The 19,445-nt window shown below is 52.4% G+C and carries 19 protein-coding genes; 17 read left to right on the top strand and 2 right to left on the bottom strand.

Going from position 1 to position 19,445, the window contains the following annotated elements; all coding sequences use genetic code 11:
- The 8 genes from ACQY8X_RS08905 to phnX form a co-directional block, all read left to right on the top strand.
- The coding region (locus tag ACQY8X_RS08905) for an alpha-hydroxy-acid oxidizing protein (protein ID WP_428034792.1) at positions 1 to 607 on the top strand (607 nt) is incomplete at its 5' end.
- A 15-nt stretch (positions 608 to 622) separates the two neighbouring features.
- Positions 623 to 1,789, top strand: a complete 1,167-nt coding sequence (locus ACQY8X_RS08900; RefSeq protein WP_428034791.1) for a hydroxymethylglutaryl-CoA synthase — start codon at positions 623 to 625, stop codon at positions 1,787 to 1,789.
- Between the two features lie 27 nt (positions 1,790 to 1,816).
- Positions 1,817 to 2,818: a mevalonate kinase family protein gene (locus ACQY8X_RS08895; protein WP_428034790.1), complete on the top strand. Its 1,002-nt coding sequence runs from the start codon at positions 1,817 to 1,819 to the stop codon at positions 2,816 to 2,818.
- Positions 2,808 to 3,746, top strand: coding sequence for a mevalonate kinase (gene mvk / locus ACQY8X_RS08890; RefSeq protein WP_428034789.1), 939 nt, complete (start codon positions 2,808 to 2,810; stop codon positions 3,744 to 3,746). Before ACQY8X_RS08895 ends, mvk begins: the two co-directional genes overlap by 11 nt.
- Positions 3,733 to 4,740: a diphosphomevalonate decarboxylase gene (gene mvaD / locus ACQY8X_RS08885; RefSeq protein ID WP_428034788.1), complete on the top strand. Its 1,008-nt coding sequence runs from the start codon at positions 3,733 to 3,735 to the stop codon at positions 4,738 to 4,740. Before mvk ends, mvaD begins: the two co-directional genes overlap by 14 nt.
- Complete coding sequence (locus ACQY8X_RS08880) at positions 4,733 to 7,132, top strand: DNA polymerase II (RefSeq protein ID WP_428034787.1); 2,400 nt, start codon at positions 4,733 to 4,735, stop codon at positions 7,130 to 7,132. Before mvaD ends, ACQY8X_RS08880 begins: the two co-directional genes overlap by 8 nt.
- A 159-nt stretch (positions 7,133 to 7,291) precedes the next feature.
- Positions 7,292 to 8,425: a 2-aminoethylphosphonate--pyruvate transaminase gene (locus ACQY8X_RS08875; protein WP_428034786.1), complete on the top strand. Its 1,134-nt coding sequence runs from the start codon at positions 7,292 to 7,294 to the stop codon at positions 8,423 to 8,425.
- Between the two features lie 40 nt (positions 8,426 to 8,465).
- Positions 8,466 to 9,305, top strand: coding sequence for a phosphonoacetaldehyde hydrolase (gene phnX, locus ACQY8X_RS08870; RefSeq protein WP_428034785.1), 840 nt, complete (start codon positions 8,466 to 8,468; stop codon positions 9,303 to 9,305).
- A gap of 91 nt (positions 9,306 to 9,396) precedes the next feature.
- On the opposite strand, the gene ACQY8X_RS08865 is transcribed toward phnX, so the two are convergent.
- Positions 9,397 to 10,266 (bottom strand): MurR/RpiR family transcriptional regulator, encoded by an 870-nt coding sequence (locus ACQY8X_RS08865; protein WP_428034784.1) that lies wholly within the window; start codon positions 10,264 to 10,266, stop codon positions 9,397 to 9,399.
- 266 nt (positions 10,267 to 10,532) lie between these two features.
- Between ACQY8X_RS08865 and ACQY8X_RS08860 the strand changes: the two genes are divergently transcribed.
- The 5 genes from ACQY8X_RS08860 to ACQY8X_RS08840 are packed head-to-tail and all read left to right on the top strand — an operon-like array spanning position 10,533 to position 15,626.
- On the top strand, positions 10,533 to 11,597 hold the full coding sequence (locus ACQY8X_RS08860; RefSeq protein WP_428034783.1) for a polyamine ABC transporter substrate-binding protein: 1,065 nt from the start codon (positions 10,533 to 10,535) through the stop codon (positions 11,595 to 11,597).
- Positions 11,598 to 11,648: 51 nt separating this feature from the next.
- Positions 11,649 to 12,764, top strand: a complete 1,116-nt coding sequence (locus ACQY8X_RS08855) for an ABC transporter ATP-binding protein (RefSeq protein ID WP_428034782.1) — start codon at positions 11,649 to 11,651, stop codon at positions 12,762 to 12,764.
- Positions 12,761 to 13,654 carry an ABC transporter permease gene (locus ACQY8X_RS08850; RefSeq protein WP_428034781.1) on the top strand — a complete coding sequence of 298 codons (894 nt, stop codon included), beginning with the start codon at positions 12,761 to 12,763 and terminating at the stop codon, positions 13,652 to 13,654. The genes ACQY8X_RS08855 and ACQY8X_RS08850 overlap by 4 nt, the downstream gene beginning before the upstream one ends.
- A gap of 9 nt (positions 13,655 to 13,663) precedes the next feature.
- Positions 13,664 to 14,497, top strand: coding sequence for an ABC transporter permease (locus ACQY8X_RS08845; RefSeq protein ID WP_428034780.1), 834 nt, complete (start codon positions 13,664 to 13,666; stop codon positions 14,495 to 14,497).
- A 16-nt stretch (positions 14,498 to 14,513) separates the two neighbouring features.
- A complete protein-coding gene (locus ACQY8X_RS08840) occupies positions 14,514 to 15,626 on the top strand; it encodes a P1 family peptidase (RefSeq protein ID WP_428034779.1) in 1,113 nt (370 codons plus the stop codon).
- A 6-nt stretch (positions 15,627 to 15,632) separates the two neighbouring features.
- Here the strand turns inward: ACQY8X_RS08840 and ACQY8X_RS08835 are convergent, their stop codons facing one another.
- Positions 15,633 to 16,343 (bottom strand): DUF4386 domain-containing protein, encoded by a 711-nt coding sequence (locus tag ACQY8X_RS08835; protein WP_428034778.1) that lies wholly within the window; start codon positions 16,341 to 16,343, stop codon positions 15,633 to 15,635.
- Positions 16,344 to 16,457: 114 nt separating this feature from the next.
- Between ACQY8X_RS08835 and ACQY8X_RS08830 the strand changes: the two genes are divergently transcribed.
- The 4 genes from ACQY8X_RS08830 to ACQY8X_RS08815 all read left to right on the top strand — a co-directional run bounded on the left by ACQY8X_RS08830 (position 16,458) and on the right by ACQY8X_RS08815 (position 19,423).
- Positions 16,458 to 17,375 (top strand): LysR family transcriptional regulator, encoded by a 918-nt coding sequence (locus ACQY8X_RS08830; protein ID WP_428034777.1) that lies wholly within the window; start codon positions 16,458 to 16,460, stop codon positions 17,373 to 17,375.
- Positions 17,376 to 17,685: 310 nt separating this feature from the next.
- Positions 17,686 to 18,063: a hypothetical protein gene (locus ACQY8X_RS08825; protein ID WP_428034776.1), complete on the top strand. Its 378-nt coding sequence runs from the start codon at positions 17,686 to 17,688 to the stop codon at positions 18,061 to 18,063.
- A 358-nt stretch (positions 18,064 to 18,421) separates the two neighbouring features.
- Complete coding sequence (locus ACQY8X_RS08820; protein WP_428034775.1) at positions 18,422 to 18,829, top strand: ketosteroid isomerase-related protein; 408 nt, start codon at positions 18,422 to 18,424, stop codon at positions 18,827 to 18,829.
- 6 nt (positions 18,830 to 18,835) lie between these two features.
- Positions 18,836 to 19,423, top strand: a complete 588-nt coding sequence (locus ACQY8X_RS08815) for a GNAT family N-acetyltransferase (protein WP_428034774.1) — start codon at positions 18,836 to 18,838, stop codon at positions 19,421 to 19,423.
- Positions 19,424 to 19,445 lie beyond the last annotated feature (22 nt).

Raw genomic sequence — 19,445 nt, 5'->3', positions numbered from 1 at the left:
GGCGGTTGATCATCTGGGGGCTGATGGCCTCTATCTGCACCTGAATCCGTTGCAGGAGGCAGTGCAGCCTGAGGGCGACACTAACTTTTCTGGCCTGCAGGAAAAAATTGCTAAGGTAGCCGCGGGTTTACAGCAGCCGGTGTTGCTGAAAGAGGTGGGGGCGGGGTTGTCACCACAGGATATTGAGGCAGGCATCGCCGCCGGTATCAAGTGGTTTGATCTGGCCGGTTGTGGCGGAACTTCATGGAGCCGCATTGAGCATCACCGCAGTGAAAACAGTGGCGATGATCTGGGCCTCTGCTTCCAGGATTGGGGTATTCCAACGCCGCAAGCGCTTAAACTGGCGCAACCGTATCAAAATAGTGCCGGTTTCATCGCCAGTGGCGGTCTCAGGGATGGGATTGATATGGTTAAATCTGTTATACTCGGCGCCTCGCTCTGCGGCATGGCCGCACCGTTCCTGAAACCGGCAATGGATTCCGCCGATTCAGTGGTCAGGGTAATAGAGCAACGCCGGCGTGAATTCACCACAGCTATGTTTCTGTTGGGAATGCCGGATGTGAACAGTTTATTTATGAATCGGGCTCTCATTCTGGGCGAGCGTTGAGGATTTTAAGTACGTATGTCCGTCGGTATTGATGAAATCAGCTTTTACACCTCCAACTATTATCTGGATCTGAAAAACCTGGCTAAAGTCCAGGAAATAGATGCTGACAAATATTATCAGGGTATCGGGCAGGAAAAGATGGGAATGCCCGCCCCGGATGAAGATGTGGTGACGATGGCGGCAAACGCGGCCCTGCCTCTGATTGAGCGGGTTGGCACCGATGCTATCAGCACCGTCATGTTTGCCACCGAGACCGGTATCGATCAGTCGAAGTCTGCGGGTGTTTATGTCCACCGTTTACTGGGCCTGACATCACGCTGTCGTGTAGTAGAGCTGAAGCAGGCTTGTTACAGTGCCACCGCCGCGATTCAGATGGCCTGTGCGCTGGTGGCCCGGCAGCCGGAAAAGAAAGTGTTGGTGATTGCCTCTGATGTGGCCCGTTATGATCTGGGTACCTCCGGTGAAGCTACGCAAGGCTGTGGCGCAGTTGCCATGCTGATCACGGCTAACCCTCGTTTGGTGGAACTCGCCCCTGAAGTCGGTAATCACACCGAAGATGTGATGGATTTCTGGCGCCCGAATTACCGTTCAACCGCACTGGTGGATGGTAAATACTCCACTAAAATCTATCTGCAATCGCTGAAACATGCCTGGGAACACTTCTGTGAAGTCAGTTCGCTGGCGTTCACCGATTTCCAACATTTCTGTTATCACCTGCCTTTCACCCGTATGGCACAGAAAGCGCATAAGCATCTGGCACGTATCAATCACAGTGGCCTGACGCCTGAACTACTGGATCTTCAGGTTGAGGATACGCTGCTGTATAACCGAATCATCGGTAACAGCTATACGGCATCAATGTATATCGGTCTGGCCTCGCTGCTGGAAAACTGTAAGCATAACCTGGCCGGTAAGCGTATCGGTTTTTTCAGTTATGGTTCTGGTTCAGTGGCTGAGTTTTTCTCCGGTAAAATCGTTGCCGGTTATGAAAAATGCCTGCACGGTGAGAAACATAAGCTGATGCTGGATGCCCGCAGTGAAGTCACGTACGAAGAGTATCTGGCGCTGTATAACGATACCGATCCGGTTGATGGCGGCGTGCACACTAAGTCCGAAGGCACCACCGGCCGATTCCGTCTGGCGGGGATCTCCCATCATAAGCGTGAATATATCGCCTGCTAAGGGCGCTTCAGTTAAAGGCTCTGTTTCATGAAGGCGTGTGCCCCCGGTAAGCTGATTCTCAGTGGAGAACACTCGGCAGTCTATGGGGCACCGGCCATCGCTCTGGCGGTTAACCGCTATATCCATTGTCACGGTTTGCCCGCTGCGGTTAACGGTTTGCGTCTAAGCCTGCCTGAAGCGGGCTGGCAGACGCAGATCAGCTGGCCTGAGCTGCGCCAACTCACTGCACGACTGAATCAGCGTTTCACTCAATTTGAACAGGGCCAGCTGAGTGCCGGGGAGATTCTCGAAGCACCCCATCAGCTTGCTTTGTATGCCCTCAGTCAGTGTCTGCAGGAGACCGATCCTGATAGCGGTTTAACCCTGGAGATCCGTTCGCAGCTACCCCTCGGCTCCGGGATGGGGTCGTCTGCGGCACTGGGCGCTGCGGTGACCGTTCTGGGCCAGACTCTTTTTGCGCAACCCTTGAATACGGCTGAACTGTTTCAGCGGGTACGCTTCTGCGAGCGTCTCTGTCATGGGCGTGGCGGACTGATTGATGCTGCTACCGTGAGTTATGGGGGGATGGTGCAGGTGCAGGACGGGCAGATAGCGCAGCTGCCGGTACAGTTGGGCAGTGGCTGGTTCTATATTCATACCGGCGCGCCAGCCGTGGGCACCGGCGACTGCGTTGACTATGTCCGCAGTCGTTTTGCGGCAACGGATATATGGCAGTCATTTACCAAGGTGACTCAACAACTGAGCAGCGTTATTGCTACGGGGGCTGATCCCCGCGAGCTGATCAGCGAAAATCATCGTTTGTTAACCCGGATCGGTGTGGTGCCAGACGTGGTACAGCGCTTTATCGCTGCGCTGGAACAACTTGGTGGGGCGGCCAAGGTGAGCGGTGCCGGTTCGGTGTCCGGTGATTCCGCCGGAGCCCTGATCGCTTATGCCCCCGCTATTGATCTGCACGCACTTTGTCAGCAATACGGCTATAGTTTTATGCGGATTGAAGAGGATAGTAAGGGAGCCCGTCTTGAAGATTAAGGTAACCGCCCCGGGCAGTCTGATGCTGATGGGCGAACACGCGGTGTTGTTTGGTCAGCGGGCACTGGCCTGCGCAGTGGATAAGCGCATCACCGTGACACTGACTCCGCGGCAAGACCGGAGCGTCATTATCGATTCTGAACTGGCACAGTACAGTGCCAGCCTGGATAGCCTTAAACCGGAGCCAGCGCTGAGTTTTGTGCTGACCGCCATCGAGCGTCAGGTGGCGAAGCTACCGGGTGGCTTTGAGCTGCTGATCCGCTCAGAGTTTTCCCATACCGTCGGTTTAGGCTCCTCGGCTGCGGTGACAGCGGCGGTGGTGACCGCATTACAGGCCTATTCAGGTAATGAGTGTAGCCCACAGGCTCTGTTCAGTGAATCGCTGGCGGTGGTGCATCAGGTGCAGGATGGCCGGGGTTCCGGTACTGATCTGGTGGCCGCTGTTTATGGTGGCGTGGTGGGGTATACGGTGGCAACGGTTGATGTTGCGCCACAGATTCGGGCGCTGCAGGGTATCCCCACGATCAGCCTGTTCTATGTTGGCTATAAGATGAAAACCCCGGACGTGTTGCAGCGGGTTGAGGGGTTTGCTGCTCAGGCTCCCGAGCTCTATGCTGAGCTCTATCGGCTGATGGGGCAGACCACCGAGCAGGCAGAGCGGGCCGTGGATAATTCGGACTGGCCGCAGTTTGGCCGCCTGATGAATATCTATCAGGGGCTGATGGATGCCCTGGGGGTAAATAACCGTGATCTGGCTGAGATTATCTATACGCTGCGCAGTTCACCGGACGTGCTGGGGGCGAAGATATCCGGTTCCGGTCTGGGCGACTGTGTGCTGGCCCTGGGTAACCCATCTGACTTTCAACTGTCTTATGAACAGATTCCGGTCACAGTATCTGCGGAGGGTGTAACCATTGAGTATATCTAAAGTCATCACTAAACAGCGAGTGATTGAGCACTATCTGCCAGCGGCTGTTCTACCGGTTGTCGACAGCACCGATACCCTGTTTGCCCCGAGTAATATCGCCCTGTGTAAATACTGGGGCAAGCGCGATGCCGAACTGAATCTGCCGATTAACAGCAGTTTGTCGATCTCGCTGGCGCATCTCGGCAGCCGGACAAAAATCTCCGTCAGCGATAGCGATGAGGTCTGGCTTAACGGCAGCCAGGTCGCAGCGGATGACAAGTTCGCCGCTAAAGTGATCGCCTTTGTTGATCTTTTCCGCCGTGGTGCAGACCACTGCATCAAAGTGGAAACCGAGAACAATATTCCCACCGCCGCGGGACTGGCCTCGTCGGCCTCAGGCTTTGCCGCACTGATGCTGGCGGTGGACCGGTTTTATGGTCTCAATCTCGAACCGCAGGTGCTGTCAGCCTTCGCCCGTATGGGTAGTGGCAGTGCCAGCCGTTCACTCTACGATGGCTTTGTCGAGTGGCAGATGGGCATTCGCGAAGATGGTATGGATAGTGTTGCACTGCCATTAGATTGTCGCTGGGATGACCTCAGAATCGGTCTGGTGAAGGTGAGCACCGCCGAGAAAGCGGTGGACTCCCGTTCCGGGATGAACCGCACCGTGGAGACTGCGCATCTGTATCAGAGCTGGCCCTTGCAGGCGGCCACCGATCTGGAGCGTCTGCACCGGGCGATCAGCGAGAAGAACTTTACCCAACTGGGCGAAACGGCGGAACAGAACGCCCTGTCGATGCACGCGACCATGATCGCCTCCTGGCCGCCGCTGCTGTACTGGCAACCGGATTCTGTCGCCGCCATGCAGACTATCTGGCAAGCGCGGGCTGACGGGGTCGAGGTGTATTTCACTATGGATGCCGGGCCGAACATCAAGCTATTGTTTACCGCCGATGCTGAAGCCGCGGTAAAGCAGCGTTTCCCGGACCTGGAAGTGGTTGCTCCATTTGCCTGAGCTTCCGGCGTTGAATAAGCCAGTGGATCAGTCGAGCGGCTTTATTCTCACCCGGCAGCAGTTTGATACCCCGGAAGGGATTAGTTTTCAGTTCTGGCTGAAATCCGGTGACCATGCTTTTCCGGTGACGGTGCCGGGTCAGGAAGGCGTGTTTTTTGTCCTTGAAGAGGATATTCCCCGGATTGAATCACTGCTGGAAACTCAGCTTACGAATTCCACCGCATCCAGCCCCGGGTGGCGCTTACAATCGCTCCCCCTTAAGGATCTGCAGCAACGTCCGGTGTATGGTCTCTACAGCCGCTCACTGGCGGTCTACCGGCAACTGACAGATCTGCTGCAAACCTACGCAATTCCGATGATCGAAGAGGATATTCGCCCGGTTGACCGGTTTCTGATGGAACGCTTTATTCAGGACAGTGCCCGGGTTCGCCGGAGTGAGCAGACAGTGAAGCTGCAACCGGCCGATCTTGAGCCACAACTGCGGATGCTCTCGGTGGATATCGAAACGACCATGCGTGCGGACCGGATCTTCTCCATCGGTCTCTACGCCGATCAGCTCAGCAAAGTGCTGATTGTTGGCGATGGCCCGAATGAACCCTGGCTGGAATATGTCAATGATGAGCGGGCACTGTTGCAGGCGTTTATCCGTGAGGTTGAACGTTATGACCCGGATATCTTTATCGGCTGGAATGTGGTTGGTTTCGATTTTCGGGTGCTGCAGGAACGGGCCAGGCGGCTGCAGGTGCAGCTTAATCTGGGGCGTGATGGCAGCCGTATTCAGGTGATTGAGTCGGCCAATGGCAAGTGGTTTTGCCGCATCGCCGGGCGGGTGGTGCTGGATGGTATCGATACCCTCAAAGGGGCGACCTGGCAGTTCGAAAGTTTCTCCCTGGAGTATGTCTCTAATCAGTTGCTGGAACGGGGCAAATTGCTCGGCCATCAGCAGGATGAGGGGATTAACCGGGGGGAGGAGATTCAGCAGGTCTACCGTGAAGACCCCCGCCGCCTGGCAGAATACAATTTGGAAGACTGCAAGCTGGTATGGGATATCTTTGAACATGCTCAGCTGCTGCACTATCTGATCGAGCGTAGTCGTCTGACCGGGTTGCCGCTGGATAAAGTCGGTGGTTCAGCCGCCTCGTTTGATAACCAGTATCTGCCCCGTTTGCATCGTAAAGGTTATGTGGCGCCGGTGTATGCCTCCGGGGAGTCGCAGATGGGGGCGCCCGGCGGCTATGTGATGGAATCCCGGCCGGGTTTGTATAATCAGGTGCTGGTGCTCGATTTCAAGAGTCTGTACCCCAGTATTATCCGCACCTTTATGGTTGACCCCTATGCGCTGGCGGAGGGCACCGGCACGGAATGTCCCCCGGAGGACCTGGTACCGGGTTTTAATCATGCGATATTCACCCGCAAAGAGGCGATTCTGCCGGAGATTATCGAACGTCTGTGGCAGGCGCGGGACCGGGCTAAAGCGGAACAAAATGCGCCGCTGTCCCAGGCGATTAAGATCATTATGAACAGCTTTTATGGGGTGCTCGGCTCTAATGTTTGTCGCTTCTTTGATCAGCGTCTGGCGGGTTCAATCACTCTGCGTGGCCATGAGATTCTCACCCGCACCCAGGCAAAGATTGAGCAGCAGTTTGGTTACAAGGTGATCTACGGCGATACCGATTCGGTGTTTGTCTGGCTGGGGGATGAGTTCCCGGTGGATAAAGCGCCGCAAGAGGGACGCAGGCTGGAACAGTTTCTCAATCAATGGTGGCAGGACGAGGTGCAGCAGCGTTTTGGTTTGCCCTGCCATCTGGAACTGGAATATGAAACCCACTACCGCCGTTTTCTGATGCCGACCATGCGCCACTCAGAAAAGGGCACCAAGAAGCGTTATGCCGGTATCCGTCACTTTGCGGATGGCAGCGAAGAACTGATTTTTAAAGGGCTGGAATCGGTCCGTTCCGACTGGACGCCACTGGCCCGCAGAGTTCAGCGGGAACTGTATCGGCTGATCTTCAGTGATGCCCCCTACACCGACTATCTGAAACAGACCGTTAATGATCTGAAAGCGGGTTTACTGGATAACGAGCTGGTCTATCGTAAGCGGTTGCGCCGGCCGTTAGATGAGTACCAGAAGAACCGTCCACCCCATGTGCAGGCGGCGCAGAAAGCCTACGATGAATTAAAGAAAAACAACCGTCAGGGCAATATCGCCTCCGGCATGCATATCGAATATCTGATTACTGTAAATGGCCCTGAGCCGGTGTCTTTTTCCACCTCGCCAATCGACTATCAACACTATCTCGACCGTCAGCTGGTGCCCATTGCCGACGGCATTCTGATGTTTCTCGATGACAGTCTTGATGGCATCTCGGCACCCCAGATCAGTCTGTTCTGATTGCGGCTATTTGTCGCTAACATCCTATAAGTAGCGGTGATATCTACAAGTTTCACCCTTAGTGTTTCATTAAAACTTCACTGTGATCTGCCGCTCAATCTCCGATAATAGCGACCGTTGAGATTCTTCAGAGAGTGCTCTGATGTCGCAGGAGTGAGTATGAGTCAGATAGAAAAAACCGTGCAGCCCTGGCTGTTAACCCCCGGACCGATCAACACCAGCCTGAGTGTTAAGCAGGCGATGCTGCATGACTGGGGCTCCTGGGACGGTGACTTTCGCGCGCTGACCAAAGCGGTTTGTGATCAGCTGGTGAGTTTTGTTGATGATCAGGATGCTTTTGTCTGCGTACCGGTGCAGGGCAGTGGCACCTTCGCTGTTGAGGCCACCCTGGGCACGCTGATCCCAAAACAGGGTAAAGCGCTGGTGCTGATTAACGGTGCTTATGGTCAGCGGATGACAAAAATTCTCGACTATATCGGCCGGGATTACGTCACCCTGGATAAGGGTGATTATGAGCCACCCCGTAGGGCAGAGGTTGCCGCCATACTGGAACAGGATAAAGGCATAACCCATGTATTGCTGGTTCATTGTGAAACCAGTTCGGGCATTCTCAACCCTGTGGCTGAGATCGCTGAAGTGGTTGCGCAGCACGGCCGGGGGCTGATTATCGACTCGATGAGTGCTTTTGGTGCTATTGATATCCATAGCAGCCGGGTTTGCTTTGATGCCATTATCTCCTCCGCGAATAAGTGTTTTGAAGGGGTGCCGGGGTTTGGTTTTGCGCTGATCCGTAAAACGGTGCTGCAGCACTGCGCCACCCATGCGCACTCCCTGAGTATGGATCTGTATGACCAGTGGCAGTACCTGGAGAACACCGGCCAGTGGCGCTTTACGCCACCGACGCACGTGGTGGCCGCCTTTATTCAGGCGCTGAAAGAGCATCAGCAGGAGGGTGGCGTTGCCGGTCGTTTTGCCCGCTATCAGCGTAATCAGCAACGGCTGGTGGCGGGGATGCGCCAGCTTGGATTTAAAACCCTGCTGGCGGATGAATGGTTATCCCCCATCATCGTCACCTTCTTTGCACCAGGGCATGCAAATTTCAGCTTTCAGCGTTTCTACGATCTGCTAAAAGCGCGGAACTACATTATCTATCCGGGCAAACTGACCCAGGCCGACAGTTTCCGGCTGGGCTGCATAGGCCAGCTGTTTGATGAGCAGATCGACGGTCTGCTGGAGGCAATGTCTGCGGTGCTTGATGAGATGCAGATAGCCGATGGCAATCCAAACCCTTAACTTGATGTTGGCGGGTCGAAATGACTGCCGGGAGAGAACAATGCACCGTTACGAAGGTCAATATAGCGGAACAGACGCAAGGTCTTTACAAGCGATTATTATGGACTGGGCAGGCACTACCGTCGATTTTGGTTCGATGGCACCGATTCGTGCGTTTCAGGGGCTGTTTGCCAGTCAGGGCGTGCCCATCTCTGAAGAGGAAGCCCGGGGGCCGATGGGCACCGAGAAGCGCGAGCATATCCGCCAGCTGTGTAACCATCCGCGCATCCGCGCAGCCTGGCTTGAGGCGAAGGGCGAGATACCGACGCAAGCCGATATTGACCGTATGTATAACGAGTTTGTGCCTCTGCAGATCGCCGCCATTGCCGAAACCGCAGTGCTGATTCCCGGGCTGACGGAGGTTGTCGCCTGGGCAAAAGCAAACGACGTGATGATCGGGGCCAATACCGGCTATGCCGATATTATGATCGAAGGCCTGCTGGCGCGTGCCGCTGCACAGGGCTATACCCCCCAGTCAAATGTCTGTGCGACACAGGTGCCTAAAGGCCGTCCCTATCCCTATATGGCGATGATGAATGCGATTGAACTGGGGGTGGAAAAACTTGCCGCCTGCGTCAAGATTGACGACACCCTTACCGGTATCGATGAAGGGCTGAACGCTGGTATGTGGACGGTAGGCGTAGCGATCAGCGGTAACGAAGTGGGTATGAGTCTGGCGCAGTGGAGTGCACTCACTGAAGATCAGCAGGATGTGCTGCGTACTAAAGCCTATGATCGTTTCAACCGTGCCGGTGCTCACTATGTGATCGACAGCATCGCCGATCTGATTCCGGTATTGGAAGAGATCGAAATGCGTCTGGCAGCGGGAGAGAAGCCCTGAAATCAGACACCTGTTAGAGGTTAATGGCAAGATAAAATGAGCGCTTATCAGGCGCTCTTTTTCGTTGAGTTCAGGGAGGTTTACCGAGCCACTAAAACAGCTCTAAACGTTTCGCCATCTCCTGCCAGCGTTTAATTCTGTGTTCACTTTTACCTGATCGGCGGGCGACGGCATCGACCAAGATGTTGGCGCTGAGAACCAGGCCCCAGGTGGATTCCAGAAACAGTCCCGATTTTGATTTCGAGTGGATTACATGGGCATTGTACTCGCTGGCCCAGTGGCAAAATTCATCACTGATAATCACAACCTGCATCCCTTTTTCTACTGCGATTTCGCATAGCAGTCGTCCTTCCGGCGCGTAAGGGACAACATCGAGGATAACCAGCGTGTCATAACCGGAATGGAGTCTGGGTTTCTCCTCCAGCCACTCGCCCAGCATACTGTCATGGGGGGACAGGTACTGGACACGGTCTCTGGCAAGAGATAATCGCCGGCTAAAGTCCTCAGCGGCACCACGGATAGATTGAAAGCCCGAGACATAAACCCGTGTGGCCGCACTGACACAGCGCACCAGACTTTCCCAGTTTGCCGTTTCAAACTGCTCATAGAGGCGCATCATCGCCTTCAGCTCAAGTTTCAGGTTGTCCTGATAGAAGGTATTAGCAGAGAGTCGCTCACTATCGGCAGCCTCCATTGGAATAAACTCTTTTTGCAGTTCTGCTTTCAGAGCCGAGATCCCCTGATAACCCGCACGTTTCAGAAAACGGCTGACGGTGATCTGGCTAACCGCCGCTTTTTCAGCAATGGATGCTCCGGTTTCGTAACTGATCTGATCGAGATTCAGCAAAATAAACTGCGCCACCCGCGCTTCAGATTTGGTTACATTAGGGATCAGCTCCTGAATTCTCTGGGCGGTTGAGGTCGCAATATGTTCTGGATTTGATGAAAACGTATTCTTCATTGTTATGCCAACCGTGTGAATGTTAACTATGCCTTCAGTTGGTGCGTTTTATCTGAGAGGCCACCAGGATAGTGCATTTTTCTGATCAATTTGTGAGCTGTTGTATCGATAAAAATAGTTAATTTAATGAAACTAAAGGAGTTTTCATTATGTTATAAATATAACACATTCTGATATTGAAAGAATAATACCACAAACTAGAATGAAATGACGGTGCTGATACAGGCCAGATCACTCATCTATTGACTCAGCTTAAAGGTAAGATAATGAACAACTCACTTTCTGTAACAGGTAGTCGAAGTGTCAGAAAAGCACTTGCCATTACCGGTATCGCACTCGCATCCGCTAGCTTTTCAAATGGGGTTTTGGCTGAAGAAACCCTCAATCTTTACAACTGGGGTGAATATATAAACCCTGAAGTGCTGACCCGCTTTACCGAAGAAACCGGGATTAAGGTAACTCTGGATACATACTCCTCCAACGAGGAACTGCTGGCGAAACTTCAGGCTGGGGCGACCGGCTATGACATTATCTTTCCGTCGGTGCATATGCAGGACATCATGGCGCAGCTGAACCTGTTAGAAAAAACAGATATTAACCAGTCGCCGGGTTTTAAAAATATCGATACCAGCTTTCTTACCGCAGAATCCGATCCCAACGGTGAGTATTGCCTGCCCTATGCATGGGGAAGTGTCGGTATTCTGTACAACAAAAAGCAGGTCCCTGAACTGACCTCCTGGGCTGACTTTTTTGCCCTGCCTGCCCAGGGTAATAATATCGCTATGCTTGAGGATATGCGCGAAGTTATCAGTGTCGGCCTGATCACTCACGGTAAAAGCGTTAACACCACCTCAAAGGATGACCTGAAAATTGCTCAGGACTACATCATCAGGCAAAAAGATAATATCTCTGCATTTACCTATGACAGCATCCCCATGGTCCAGTCCGGCGATATTGCTGCCGCGCAATGGTATGTGGGCGCGATGCTCTACGTATTTGAAAACCCGGATGATCTGGCGTTTGTTATTCCGAAAGAGGGCGCCACTATGTATCAGGAAAACATGTGTGTGCTGAAGACTGCACCGAACAAATCCAATGCAAAGAAGTTTCTTGAGTTCTTCACTCAGCCAGAAATCGCCGCTTTAAACACCAAGCAGCAAACTAACGGTACGATGAATAAAGCAGCGATCAAACTGCTGCCGGATTATCTGCGTAACAGCCCAAGTATTAACCCTCCGGCAGACGTGAAAGCCAAATTGCAGATGTTTAAAGAGCTGGGTAAAGGCATCAAGCTGTATGACCGCGTATGGACTAAGATTCGTACCTCCTGATCAAGGCGTCTCAGGCGGGTATCCCGCCACTTTAATTTTTCGAGGTTAGCGATGAATACCCAGGTCCAGATATCAGAATACGTAAAAATACACCGCGCACATCGGCAGTTTATTACGCCGGAAGGTGATGCGATACGAGCCTTGGATGGCATTGATCTGTCGATTGCGCAGAGTGAATTTATTACGCTTTTGGGGCCGTCCGGTTGCGGTAAAACCACACTCCTTAATATTGTTGCGGGTTTTGAAGAGCTGGATAGCGGCGATATTATGCTGGATGGTGAATCTATCATTCATAAGCCGCCGCATAAACGTCCGGTGAATACCGTCTTTCAGTCATATGCACTCTTTCCCCATATGACCGTGGGTGACAATGTGGGTTACGGTTTAGATATTGCCGGGGTTAATAAACGCGAGCGTAACCGCCGGGTTGCCGAAGCGCTGGAGATGGTTGGCTTAGCGGGTATTGAAAAACGCACCCCAATGCAGCTGTCGGGTGGTCAGCAACAACGGGTGGCACTGGCGCGGGCTATTATCAACCGGCCAAAGCTGTTATTGCTGGATGAACCCCTCTCTGCGCTGGATAAAAACCTGCGCCTGAAGATGCAGATAGAGCTGAAAAATCTTCAGGCGGAGCTGGGCATCTGCTTTATCTTTGTTACTCATGATCAGGAAGAAGCCCTGACCATGTCTGACCGGATTGTGGTCCTCAACGGTGGCAAGATCGAACAGGTGGGCACGCCTGATGAAGTGTACCACCGGCCCAAGACCCACTTTGTAACCACCTTTATCGGGGAGAGCAATGTCTTCAGTGGTCAGGTGATCAGTACAAGTGCTGCGGGTATACAGGTCGACTGTAACGGCTTTTCCCTGATCACTACCGACCGCTCCCTGACGGTAGGGGAATCTGTTGATCTGCTACTGCGCCCGGAACACCTGTCACTTACGCCCCCCGCCGATTCCGCTGACTATGCCTCATTCACGCTGGAACTGGATCAGATCGTCTTTGTCGGCACCGATTATCAGCTGCATGGCAAACTGCCTAACGGCATGGGGGTGTCAGCACTGGTCCGACGTACCAGCACACCGTTGGCAAAAGGTTCTGTCGTTAAACTGTATTTTCAACATGATGCCCTGCACACCATCCCTTCCAGCCGGAGGCATGTATGAGTGTGTTTAAACTAAGCCGAAAACAGCTGACGCTGTTTGCCCTGCTGTCACCGACGACGCTGTTTCTGCTGACATTTTTCATTGGGCCACTGCTGATCATGCTGATCTACAGTTTTCTGGAGCCCGGATTGTATGGTGGCGTAGAGTGGAACTTCTATCACTGGAACTATGGCCGGGTATTTGGCTGGGCCGATGGTTTTTATGAGGAGTTTGATGCGGTTTATCTGGAGATTCTGCTGCGTTCGATAGGGCTGGCTCTGGTGACGGTGATCTGTACCTTAGTTGTTTGCTATCCGGTGGCGTTCTGGGTGTCAACGCTTTCTTATAAGAAGAAAAATATCTGTATCTTTCTGATTACCCTGCCTTTCTTCGCCAGTATGGTGGTGCGGCTGTATGCCTGGGTGTTGATTCTGCGCAACTCCGGGTTTGCCAATCAGTTTCTTGAGACGCTGGGGCTGATATCAGAACCGCTGAACCTGATGTTTTCTGGCACCGCCGTGATCATCGGTATGGTATATGTGTTTATCCCCTTTATGTTTCTGCCAATCTACTCCAGCGTCGAAAAACTCGATAGAAATCTGCTGCAGGCGTCGCAGGACCTGGGAGCCTCACCGTTAACCACATTCCGCAAGATTATTCTGCCGATCACTCTGCCAGGGGTGGTTGCCGGATGTATTCTGGTGTTTATCCCAAGCCTGGGGAATTTTATTGTCCCAGATCTTCTGGGAGGCGCGAAAGTGCTGATGATCGGCAATATGGTGGAACAGCAGTTCCTCTATGCCCGCAACTGGCCGTTTGGTGCGACCCTCTCCATGGTGATCATACTTTTGATGCTGATTATTCTGTCCATCTATCTGTATAAATCCACCAGAAATCAGGCAGCGTTATAGGAGCATCTGATGAAGAAACAAACGGTTTTAGGGCGCCTGTTATCAACGTACAGTATCTTCTTTTTTATCTTTCTGTATGCCCCGGTCGCGCTGATTGTGATCTACTCGTTCAATTCAAACCCGATCAATATCATGATCTGGGATGGTTTTACCCTGGATTGGTATCGCAGTATTTTCGGTATGACCAATACGCTGTCAGAGTCTGCTATCTATGTGGAGTCTACCGATCAACTGCTCAGTTCGCTGAAAAACAGTCTGATTGTTGCCACTAGTGCCACCCTGGTGGCGACCCTGTTGGGCACCAGTGCAGCCATGGCGCTGGCACGGTTTCGCTTCAGACTGCAATCTTTCTATCGCATGTTACTGTTTGTGCCCATGGTGATGCCCGATATTGTGCTGGGTATTGCTCTGCTGATCTTCTTTGTCGGCGCCGGATTTACCCTGGGCAATGGCACTATCATCATCGGTCACTGCACTTTTTTAACCAGCTATGTCTTTATCGTGGTGAGCTCTCGTCTGGCAGGGATGAATCCTATCACCGAAGCCGCATCGGCTGATCTGGGAGCCAATGAGTGGCAGACATTTCGTCGCGTGACGCTGCCGCTGATTCTGCCCGGTGTAATCGGTGGGGCGTTGCTGAGTTTTATTATCTCGATGGATGATCTGGTGATTACCTACTTTATCAGCGGCGTTGATTCGACCACTTTGCCGGTGTTTATTCTGGGTATGATCCGGCGGGGTATTAAGCCGGAGATCAACGCCATTGCCACCTTAATGCTGATGTTCTCAGTCATTATTGCGTCGGCAGGAATCTACTTCAAATCTAAAAATGCCACACACTAAGGATTAGCAGGTTGTGATGATGACCAAACTACGAGCACGCGCTCTGGAATTGCCGTTTCCTGGCAGGACCGGGCCAAACAATGCCATCACCGATGTTCCTGGTGTATTAGTTGGCTATAAAACCCTGATTAACAATGATCCGGTATCTCCCGCCTGCACTGGCGTGACCGCTATTCTTCCCCGTGGACGGACCACCACTCCACAACCGGTCTGGGCAGGAATGTATGCACTCAATGGTAATGGCGAGATGACCGGCACACACTGGATTCAGGATGGTGGTTATTTTACCGGTCCGATAATGATTACTAACTCCCACGGCATAGGGATTACCCATCATGCGGCGGTTAAGTGGACCATTAAACAGTACGGTGAAGCCTGGAAGAATAATCACCTCTGGGCAATGCCGGTGGTTGCCGAAACCTTTGATGGTATTCTTAATGACATCAATGCCCTGCATGTCACCGAACAGGATGCCCTGGATGCCCTGGATGATGCCAAAGAGGGGGTGATCGCCGAAGGTAATGTCGGAGGTGGGGCCGGCATGATAGCCTATGATTTCAAAGGAGGCACCGGTACCTCATCGCGTATTGTTGAAGTTGATGGCTGTGGCTATACGGTTGCGGCACTGGTGCAGGCCAACCATGGAATTCGCCCCTGGTTGAATGTACTGGGGGCACCGGTAGGTAAGCTAATGACCGGCGATCGTATCCATGCAGTGCATGAGCAGGGGTCGATTATTGTCATACTGGCGACCGATGCGCCGATGCTGCCTCACCAGTTAAAACGGCTGGCCAAGCGGGCAGCGATCGGTATTGGTCGTAATGGCTCGCCGGGTGGTAATAATTCCGGAGATATCTTTCTCGCCTTCAGCACTGCTAATGTTAAAGATCTGCCTCAGTTGTCGGGGGCGATGGGTAGCATGGAGTGCCTTAACGATGAGGTGTTTGACGACTTTTATATGGCGGCCGTTGAAGTGGTTGAGGAGTCGGTCATCAATGCTATGGTGGCTGCAGAGGATACGCCAACGTTTAAAAAACCGGCCAATAAAATCTGCAAAGCGATTGATGCTGACAAGCTGGCCGCCATTGTTAAAAGTTTTCATGAAAGCAGCCAGCAGTGGAGTTCCTGAACAACGTCAGACAGGGGACTGAGCGTTATGTGAGCACAGCATTTTCGACCTTGTATACGCCTGCCATAACAGTGCTATTGGCAGTAACACTTCCCCGAGAAAAGTATATTGGGCAATCAGGTAACGGTCAGTGGCAAACGCGAAGAATGTGACCGTGTCGAGGCAGTAACCGATACCTGCAATAATCAGTAACAGGCCGATGATTTTTGGCAGGAAGCCGCAGCGGTATACCAGATAACCCATCGGCATTAACCACAGCCCCCAGAACAGATGGGCGATCATGATACCCTGCCGGTGTAGCTCCAGCAGGAACAGGGTGAGAGCATTCAGTTGCTGTGGGTTGAATACTCCGCGGAGCAGGTCGGATTCAGGTAGCAGCAGTGCGGTGATATGGCTCAGCTCATTGAACAGCGCAATGGGGATGGTGACCAGCGTGAATAGCACCATAAACCGGGCAGCGATCACGCCATAAGGACGCAGCAGATAATAGAGTGCGATCACCAGAAACAGCTGGGTAAGCTGAATCGCGAAAGCACAGAGAATACTCAGGCGTACTGTGGTTGCGTGAACTGCAAGACTGGCCAGGGTTGCGCTGCTATCGTCCGCAACTTCAATCCACTGGGGTATATAGAGTATGCCAAATACTCCCATCGGAATCAGCAGCAGATAGAGACAGCCTGCCAGACGTGCCAGTCGAATTTCATTGATAGTTTTCAAACCGTTGATCCTTTTCAGAACAGATATAAACCTCAAATAGTTTACTTAGTTATTTATGCAGGCTAAATTGGCAAAAAATGCCTGCTATGTATGCATATTTGTATGGATATTTGTATGGATAGCAGAGGGGGTCGTGTGGACTGGAAAGCGGTGAATTTTGACTGGAACAGGGCGCGGGCATTTCTGGTGACGGTAGAGGAGGGGTCTCTGTCTGCTGGTGCGCGGGCGCTGGGCCTGACTCAGCCAACGCTGGGGCGACAGGTGGCAGCGCTTGAGTCTGAGCTGGGCGTCACCCTGTTTGAACGGGTGGGGCAGGGGCTGAAACTGACGGAGGCCGGACAGGGGCTGGTAGCCCATGTGCAGGCGATGGGTGAGGCCGCCAGTCGCTTATCACTGGCCGCATCAGGACAGTCGCAAACCCTGGAGGGAACCGTGACCGTCGCCGTGAGTGAACTTGAAGCGGTATTTATGTTACCGCCGGTAATTGAACGTATTCGCACTGAGCTGCCCGGCATCACACTGGATCTGCAGGTGTCCCATGAGGTGGCTAATCTGAAACAGCGGGAGGCGGATATTGCCCTGCGTAGCTTTCGTCCTACGCAGCCCGATCTGATCGTGCGCAAACTGCGGCAAGACCCGATCTGGCTGTATGGTACAGCGAAATACCTGGCTCCCTATCAGGGCGTTACCTCTGCCCAGCTGTTAAATACTATTCAGATCATCGGCTTTGAACAAAATAACCGGTTGCAGGAATTGCTCAACAGCGGTAGCCATGGCTGGTCGTTATCCGCAGAGAACATCAGGGTTGTAACCCTTTCTCAATTGATGCAATGGGAGCTGGTTAAACGCCACCTGGGGTTAGGGCTGTTTCCTCAGCCTGTCGGCGACCAGGAACCCACGTTTGTGCGTGCATTTGAGTCGTTCGGCCCGCCGATGGTTTTGCCCCTGTGGCTGGTGTGTCACCGGGAGCTGCATACCAGTCTGCGCGTCAGAAAGGTGTTTGACCTGTTAGCCGGGATGCTGTCCGACTAACCTGTTTGAGACTTATCTCCGTGTGTTCAGTCTGGCTAAACACACTTTCCGGCTTTATTGATCTGTACCGTATAGATCACCGCGAAAAAGAGGGGCTTCTTCTGTGGGATAAAAAGCGTACTGAATTTCCCCTAAGGGCATGTAATGACAGTGTATTTTGCAATCGCACAAAATTATTTTTTCGGCATATCTTCTTTTAATTTAATTATTTAATAGAAAATTAATAGTATATCTTCAGATAATTGTTGCACTGCAACATAGCAGGCTGTACCATCACTTCATCAACTAAATTTCCAGATGGGTACACATCATGTTTAAGACTATTCCTGCTGCTGACTTCTCCGCTTTTGGCGCTCCAGTGCAGAAGCTGATCGAACTGAACACCGCAACCTTCACGAAAGCATTTGAAGCTCAGAAAGCTGCTCTTGAGAAACAGATTGCTCAGGCTCAGGCTGATTTCAAAGTTTTCTCTTCAATCAAAGACGTTGAAGCTTTTACTGCTTTTGTAACGACTAAATCAGAAGAAGCTAAAGCTAAGATTGAAGCACTGCAGACCGAAGCTCAGGTTGCTGCAGAAAGCACTAAAGCATATTTTGCTGAAGTTCAGTCTATCCTGACTGCTGCTAAAGAATCTGTGACTGCTGCGCCTGCTCCAGTTGCGAAAGCGCCTGCTAAAGACGCTGCATAATTTAAGTCGTATTCTAAAAAGCCCCCATCAGCAATGATGGGGGCTTTTTTGTGCCTGAATTATACCAGGACAGACTCAGAGAGATGGCATGTGTGCGTATGTACACAGCAGAAATGGCCATCAGCATTGCCGGAAGTACTCCATTAAGTCTGCTCCGTTCACGTATCCCCAGCGTCTCGGTTTTGACTGGATATCGGGTCGCTTTGGGACAAGCCTGTTGCCGATAGCGCAAGTACCATGGTGCAGCAGGGGTTACCTCCTTTTAAGTAATTGAATCACAGGATTTATGTCATAAAATGGTGCGCTCAGGCTTTCTTATCAGATCGCGACAATCTGTAGCGACTTTGGACAGGACTTTATGAATCAGGCAACCGTACAACTGTTAACCGATTATTATGCCGCCTTTAACCGTCAGGATATGGCTGCGTTTTTAGCCTTGCTCACCGATGATGTTATTCATGACATCAATCAGGGTGACCGGGAAGTGGGTAAAGCGGCTTTTTCACAGTTTATGCAGCGCATGAACGCCCATTACAAAGAGGAGATCGTTGATATCTCTATCACCACCAACGAAGCGGGTGACCGTGCGGCCGTCGAGTTCACCGTATTAGGCGAATACCTGTCGACTGATGAGGGACTGCCTGAAGCAAACGGACAGCGATACAATCTGCCTGCCGGTGCTTTCTTTGATATCCGCGCAGGGCAGGTTGCCAGGGTGACCAACTACTACAATCTGCAAGACTGGATTGCTCAGGTGGCGGGCTGATCAGCGATGCTGAGGTTTAAACGACTCTCTGGTGAAGGATTAACGCACTATATTCCTGAACTGGCGCAACTGCGCATCCGGGTTTTTCGTGACTGGCCCTATCTCTATGACGGTGATCTGGCCTACGAAGAGCGTTACCTGCAAACCTATATTCAGGCACCTGACAGTGTCATCGTGTTAGCCTTCGATGGTGACCGCGTTGTTGGTGCCTCCACCGGTATCCCGTTGCAGCATGAAACACAGGAAGTGAAGCAGCCCTTTATTGATGCTGGTTTTGATCTCGACAGGGTGTTTTATTGTGGTGAATCGGTGCTGCTCCCCGCTTATCGGGGGCAGGGGGCGGGGGTTGAGTTTTTTCAGCAGCGGGAGGCTCATGCCCGTGCAGTTGGCGGCTTTGACTTGTGCTGTTTTTGTGGCGTGCAGCGTCCCGATGACCATCCGGCCCGGCCCGCTGATTATCAGCCCCTTGATAGCTTCTGGCGTAAACGGGGTTACCGTAAACAGCCGGAGCTGAGCACCACATTCAGCTGGAAAGAGTTAGGCGAACCTTATGAATCGCCCAAGCCGATGACCTTCTGGATGAAACGGTTGTAAATCAGGTAAAGCACTTAGTCAG

This window comes from Amphritea sp. (assembly GCF_050300915.1).
In the GTDB taxonomy this organism is placed as follows: domain Bacteria; phylum Pseudomonadota; class Gammaproteobacteria; order Pseudomonadales; family Balneatricaceae; genus Amphritea.
The sequence above is the reverse complement of the archived record's forward strand: the minus strand, read 5'-3'. Positions and strand labels throughout refer to the sequence as shown.

Coding starts and splice junctions, on each gene's coding strand:
- ACQY8X_RS08900 (WP_428034791.1), top strand. CDS start 623: ATGTCCGTCGGTATTGATGAAATCAGCTTTTACACCTCCAACTATTAT.
- ACQY8X_RS08895 (WP_428034790.1), top strand. CDS start 1,817: ATGAAGGCGTGTGCCCCCGGTAAGCTGATTCTCAGTGGAGAACACTCG.
- ACQY8X_RS08875 (WP_428034786.1), top strand. CDS start 7,292: ATGAGTCAGATAGAAAAAACCGTGCAGCCCTGGCTGTTAACCCCCGGA.
- phnX (WP_428034785.1), top strand. CDS start 8,466: ATGCACCGTTACGAAGGTCAATATAGCGGAACAGACGCAAGGTCTTTA.
- ACQY8X_RS08865 (WP_428034784.1), bottom strand. CDS start 10,266: ATGAAGAATACGTTTTCATCAAATCCAGAACATATTGCGACCTCAACC.
- ACQY8X_RS08860 (WP_428034783.1), top strand. CDS start 10,533: ATGAACAACTCACTTTCTGTAACAGGTAGTCGAAGTGTCAGAAAAGCA.
- ACQY8X_RS08855 (WP_428034782.1), top strand. CDS start 11,649: ATGAATACCCAGGTCCAGATATCAGAATACGTAAAAATACACCGCGCA.
- ACQY8X_RS08850 (WP_428034781.1), top strand. CDS start 12,761: ATGAGTGTGTTTAAACTAAGCCGAAAACAGCTGACGCTGTTTGCCCTG.
- ACQY8X_RS08845 (WP_428034780.1), top strand. CDS start 13,664: ATGAAGAAACAAACGGTTTTAGGGCGCCTGTTATCAACGTACAGTATC.
- ACQY8X_RS08840 (WP_428034779.1), top strand. CDS start 14,514: ATGATGACCAAACTACGAGCACGCGCTCTGGAATTGCCGTTTCCTGGC.
- ACQY8X_RS08830 (WP_428034777.1), top strand. CDS start 16,458: ATGGATAGCAGAGGGGGTCGTGTGGACTGGAAAGCGGTGAATTTTGAC.
- ACQY8X_RS08825 (WP_428034776.1), top strand. CDS start 17,686: ATGTTTAAGACTATTCCTGCTGCTGACTTCTCCGCTTTTGGCGCTCCA.
- ACQY8X_RS08820 (WP_428034775.1), top strand. CDS start 18,422: ATGAATCAGGCAACCGTACAACTGTTAACCGATTATTATGCCGCCTTT.
- ACQY8X_RS08815 (WP_428034774.1), top strand. CDS start 18,836: ATGCTGAGGTTTAAACGACTCTCTGGTGAAGGATTAACGCACTATATT.